Annotated in this window: 1 protein-coding gene; it reads left to right on the top strand. The window is 53.7% G+C overall.

Features of this window, described 5'->3' with window-relative positions:
* A partial coding sequence (locus L5L98_RS21980; RefSeq protein WP_263143539.1) for a beta strand repeat-containing protein occupies positions 1 to 6,386 on the top strand: 6,386 nt, incomplete at both ends.

Below are 6,386 nucleotides of genomic sequence, written 5' to 3'. Positions count from 1 at the left end.
CGGCCAGCTGGGACAACTCTGCCATTGGCGACGATAACAGCGATACTATCAGTGCTGCAACGGTCGACTTCAGCCAGTTTGGTGGGGGTGCCGCTGTGGTGGCAAGCAATAACAGTGGCACTTGGACGGCTACTTATACCTTGGTAGCAGGCGCCATCGATGCCTCCAATCTTAATGTGTCAGTCACTGCGACGGATAATGCAGGCAATACCAGAACCCAGGCCGATAGCAGCAATGCCGTTGTGGATACTGTGGTGCCAGCCGTGACCAGTGTAGGTGTTCCGGCCAACGCGACTTATGAGGAAGGGCAAAACCTCGATTTTACCGTCAATACCAGTGAAGCGATTACCGTCGACACCGGGGGGGGGGCGCCACGTATTGCACTGACGATCGGTGCTGACACTGTGTACGCCAGTTACCTTTCCGGCTCTGGCAGCAGTGCTGTCATTTTCCGCTATACGGTACAGAGTGGGGATCTTGATATCGATGGGATCGCGGTCGCGGGATCGATAGAAGCCAATGGCGGCACCTTAAAAGAGGGCTCGGGTAATACGCTGAACTCAGTGTTAAATTCGGTCGGCAGTACCTTGGCGGTCTTAGTGGATGCGGTACCACCAACTGTGAGTAGTGTCGCTGTTCCCGCAAATGATACTTATGTGGCAGGCGAAACCTTGAGTTTGACGGTTAGCACCACTGAAAATGTGACCGTTAATACGGGTAGTGGTACACCGCGTATCGCCTTGACTATGGGTGTTGCAACGCGTTATGCCACTTATGTGAGTGGCTCTGTAACGACTGAATTAGTCTTTAGTTATACAGTGCAGGCCGGCGATAACGATACCGACGGTATTGCTGTGGCGGCAAGCATAGATGCCAACGGGGGAACCTTGCTTGACAGTGCGAGCAATGGCTTAACTCTCACATTGAATTCGGTTGCTTCAACCGCAGACGTTCTGGTCGATACCGCCGCGCCGACAGTGCAGAGTTTGAATCCCTTAGATGGGGATATTGGGGTGGCAGTCGGTGCCAATTTTGTGCTGACCATGAATGAAGACATTCAACTCGGTACCGGCAATATCGTGATTTATGATGCCGATGATCTGGCGGTAGCGACGATTGATGTGACTTCACATGCGGGACAATTAAGTATTGCTGGTGGCATGCTGACCATTAACCCGACGGCTAATTTGGTCGAAAATACCAGTTATTACATTCAAATCGGCAATAGTGCTATTACAGACTTAGTGGGTAACGCTTACGCGGGCATTAGTAATACCACGGATTGGAACTTTACCGTTGCAGATGTCACGCCGCCTGTTGTTACTGGGATTGTTGTGACCGGCTCGCCCGCGGCGAATGCGGCCAGCCTAGTATTTACTGTGAGTTTTGATGAGGTGGCCAGTGGCCTATCTATCGATGATTTTGTCCTCACGACAACGGGGTCGGCGAGTGGAAATATTGCCAGCGTTTCCGCCGTATCCGGGTCGAGTGTCGATGTGACTGTGAATACTGTGGCGGGTACTGGCAGCCTGAGACTCGATGTGCAAGCGAGTACGAATATCCAAGATGCTGCAGGTAATGGTGATGGCACTAATGGCTATACTGCGGCTTATACGAGTGGTGCAAGCCATACCGTCGATCGCGATGCACCTTTAGCGCCTTCGGGACTCGATCTTGCTACGGCTTCCGATTCCGGGATCAGTAGCACAGATGATTTAACCCATGATACCACTCCTACACTCACAGGCAGCGCCGAGGCCAACAGCACAGTGACCTTGACCAGTAGTTTGGATGGTGGGTTGGGAACAACTACAGCCGATGGCGCGGGGAATTGGTCGTTTACCACGCCGCTATTAACCAGTAATTCAGTGCATAATATTACGGCCACCGCGACCGATGCCGCTGGCAATAGTAGCGTAGCGTCGACGGCGCTTGTGCTCAGCCTCGATACACAAATCCCCACAATAACCAGCTCGGCTCCCGCTGGTGGTGCCGCGGCTGCGGATGCCAGTGTGGTATTTAACCTTGCTTTCAGTGAAGCGGTGAATAATCTGACTGCGGATGATTTTGCTCTGGCGAGTACGGGTACTGCATCTGGCACTCTCTCGGGAGTTTCCGTCAGTTCAGGATCCAGCGTTGCGGTAACCGTTAATGGTATTTCGGGTACGGGCAGTTTGACAGTAGGCCATGCAGCGAGTGATGTTATCGATGATGCGGGTAATGCACTCGGCGCCTATAGTGCCGGTACTGCACACTCTGTCGATACGGATGCGCCAACTATTTCGGGCGTCAGTTTTGATCAGGCATCGGTCACTCTGGTCAATCAAAGTGTGATTAGCCTGACCTTAGCGAGTGCAGAGGTGGGAACGACCGCAAATTACAGCATTACCAGCAGTGTTGGCACGCCTGTCACAGGATCTATTGCGGTCGCGAATGCGTCACAACAGATCGTCAATATAGACGTGAGTGGCTTGGCGGATGGCACTCTGACCGTGAGCCTCACCTTGACCGATGCGGCGGGCAATGTTTCTAGCCCAGCCGTGACCGATACCATATCGAAAGATGCCGCAGTGCCTACAGTGGATCTCGTCGCCGTTAGCGATGGGCATTATGGTGTCGGCAGTACTATCGATATAACTGTCACCTTGACCGAGGATGTGACTGTCTCTGGCACACTCTCTACGCTGTCGCTCGATATCGATGGTGTGGCTCGTCAGGCTGTATTTGTGTCTGCGGCGAGTGGTGTGCTGACCTATAGATATACAGTTCAAGCGGGTGACAATACGGGGGCGAGTGGGTTAATTGTCGATGCTAATGGCATAGTGCTCAATGGCGATACCATGCGGGATGCGGGTAGCAATGATGCCGACTTAAGCTACAGCCAGTGGAGCAGTGTCGATGTGATTGTCGATACGACGGCTCCCGTTGATCCTATAGTGACGACGCCTTCTGGCGCTATGAGCACCAATCAGGTAACGACATTGGTCAGCGGTACGCACGCTGAAGATGGGGTGACAATCAGTCTCTATGCCGACGTGAACAATGACGGTGTTGCCGATAACGCGACTGTGTTGGATGACACTATTGTGGTGGCGGGCGCTTGGACCCTGAGTGCTTCATTATCGACGGACAGTGACAATAATTTTGTCGTGGTTGCAAGCGATGCTGCGAGTAACGTTTCAGCCCCTCAGAATGTCCCCACTATTACTCAAGACGCCACAGCACCTGTCGCACCTTCTGCACCTGATCTCGATGCAGCAAGCGATTCAGGTGTGAGTTCAACGGATAACATCACCAAGAATACGACTCTGGTACTGACGGGCACTGCAGAGGCCGGCGCCAGCGTTGTCCTTAGCAGCCATCTTGATGGAGTGCTTGGCACTGTTAACGCAGATGGGAGTGGTGACTGGAGTGTCACCGTGACGAACGTGAGTGCTGGAACCCATAGCATCACAGCCGTTGCTACTGATATTGCAGGAAATAGCAGTATCGCATCGAGCGCCTTATCTGTGACCCTTGATACGAATGCACCCACTTCTTCTGCCATTGATAATCAAAACATTCAACCTGGTGAGAGCTCATCGGCACTCGCATTTACCATTGCCGATGATGTCACCGCTGCGGCAGATATCCTAGTGACGCCGGCTAGTTCAGATACTTCGGCGGTTCCACTTGCGGATGTTGTGCTGGCAGGAAGCGATGCTAATAGAAGTGTGACTGTAACTGCGTTGGGATCGGGTACGAGTACCATCACCCTGACGCTCGAAGATGATGCGGGCAATACCAGTACTCGGACCTTCGATGTTGTGGTGAATAGTGCACCCACTATTTTGGGGACACCTGCAAACAGCGTGGCTCAAGGTGCACTCTATAGCTTCGTACCTAGCGCCGCAGATGCGGACGGTAATAGCTTAGTCTTTGATATTACGAATCGACCTTTATGGGCGAGCTTTAATACAGCGACGGGGGCGTTGAGCGGTACGCCGAGCAATGCAGATGTCGGTACGACGACGGCAATTGTGATCAGTGTGAGTGATGGAGTGCTCAGTGCGAGCCTGCCCGCTTTCAATCTCACAGTGACGAACGTCAACGATGCGCCGACGATTAGTTCAACGGCCATCACAGCTGCCACTCAAGATGCGGCGTACAGCTACAGCTTGACTGCTACTGACTCTGATACTGGCGATAGCTTAACCTTGAGCGCAGTGACCAAACCGAGTTGGTTGAGCTTCACTGCGGCGACGGGTTTACTCAGTGGTACGCCAGGCAATGCTGATGTGGGCAGTCACGCTGTGTTACTGCGGGTGACGGACACGGATGGCTTAACGGCAGAGCAAAGCTTCAGCATCACAGTGACCAACGTCAACGATGCACCGACGATTAGTTCGACGGCGGTGACGGTAGCCACTCAAGATGCGGCGTACAGCTACACCTTCGCGGCCAGCGACTCCGATACTGGCGACAGCTTAACGCTGAGTGCGGTGACCAAACCGAGCTGGTTGAGTTTCAACTCGGTGACAGGTTTACTCAGTGGTACGCCAAGCAATGCGGATGTGGGCAGTCATGCTGTCATCTTACGAGTGACGGACACGGATGGCTTAACGGCTGAGCAAAGCTTTAGTATCACGGTGACTAACGTCAACGATGCGCCAACGATTAGTTCGACGGCGGTGACGGCAGCCATTCAAGATACGGCGTACAGCTACGCCTTGACTGCAACTGACTCTGATACTGGCGACAGCTTAACGCTGAGCGCAGTGACCAAACCAAGCTGGTTGAGTTTCAACGCGACTACAGGTTTACTCAGTGGCACGCCGAGTAATGCGGATGTGGGCAGTCATGCGGTCACCTTACGAGTGACGGACACGGATGGCTTAACCGCTGACCAGTCCTTCAGCATAACCGTCACCAACGTTAACGATGCGCCAACGATTAGTTCGACGGCGGTGACGGCAGCGACTCAAGATGCGGCGTACAGCTACAGCTTAGTGGCCAGCGACTCTGATACCGGTGACAGCTTAACGCTGAGCGCAGTGACCAAACCAAGCTGGTTGAGTTTCACCGCGGCGACGGGTTTACTCAGTGGCACGCCGAGTAATGCGGATGTGGGCAGTCATGCAGTCACCTTACGAGTGACGGACACGGATGGCTTAACGGCTGAGCAAAGCTTTAGTATCACGGTGACTAACGTCAACGATGCGCCAACGATTAGTTCAACGGCCATCACAGCCGCCACTCAAGATGCGGCGTACAGCTACATCTTGACTGCAACTGACTCCGATACTGGCGACAGCTTAACGCTGAGCGCAGTGACCAAACCGAGTTGGTTGAGCTTCAACACGGCGACGGGTTTACTCAGTGGCACGCCGAGCAATGCGGATGTTGGCAGTCATGCTGTGTTACTGCGAGTGACGGACACAGATGGCTTAACGGCTGAGCAGTCCTTTAGCATTACAGTGACGAACGTCAACGATGCGCCGACGATTAGTTCGACGGCGGTGACGGCTGCAACCCAAGATGCTGCGTACAGTTACAACTTAGTGGTCAGCGACTCCGATACTGGCGACAGCTTAACGCTGAGCGCAGTGACCAAACCAAGCTGGTTGAGTTTCAACGCGGCGACAGGTTTACTCAGTGGTACGCCGAGCAATGCGGATGTGGGCGGTCATGCTGTGTTACTGCGAGTGACGGACACGGATGGCTTAACCGCTGAGCAGTCCTTTAGCATTACAGTTACGAACATCAACGATGCACCGACGATTAGTTCAACGGCCATCACAGCCGCCACTCAAGATGCGGCGTACAGCTACATCTTGACTGCAACTGACTCCGATACTGGCGACAGCTTAACGCTGAGCGCAGTGACCAAACCGAGTTGGTTGAGCTTCAACGCTGCGACGGGTTTACTCAGTGGCACGCCGAGCAATGCGGATGTGGGCAGTCACGCTGTGTTACTGCGAGTGACGGACACGGATGGATTAACGGCTGAGCAGTCCTTTAGCATTACAGTTACGAACGTCAACGATGCGCCGACGATTAGTTCGACGGCGATGACGGCAGCGACTCAGGATGCTGCGTACAGTTACACCTTGACTGCAACTGACTCCGATACCGGCGACAGCTTAACGCTGAGCGCAGTGACCAAACCGAGCTGGTTGAGCTTCACTGCGGCGACGGGTTTACTCAGTGGTACGCCAGGCAATGCTGATGTGGGCAGTCACGCTGTGTTACTGCGGGTGACGGACACGGACGGCTTAACGGCTGAGCAGTCCTTTAGCATTACAGTTACGAACGTCAACGATGCGCCGACGATTAGTTCGACGGCGATGACGGCAGCGACTCAGGATGCTGCGTACAGTTACACCTTGACTGCAACTGACTCCGAT

The organism is Shewanella sp. SM23 (genome assembly GCF_025654295.1).
Lineage (GTDB): Bacteria > Pseudomonadota > Gammaproteobacteria > Enterobacterales > Shewanellaceae > Shewanella > Shewanella oncorhynchi.
The sequence above is the reverse complement of the archived record's forward strand: the minus strand, read 5'-3'. Positions and strand labels throughout refer to the sequence as shown.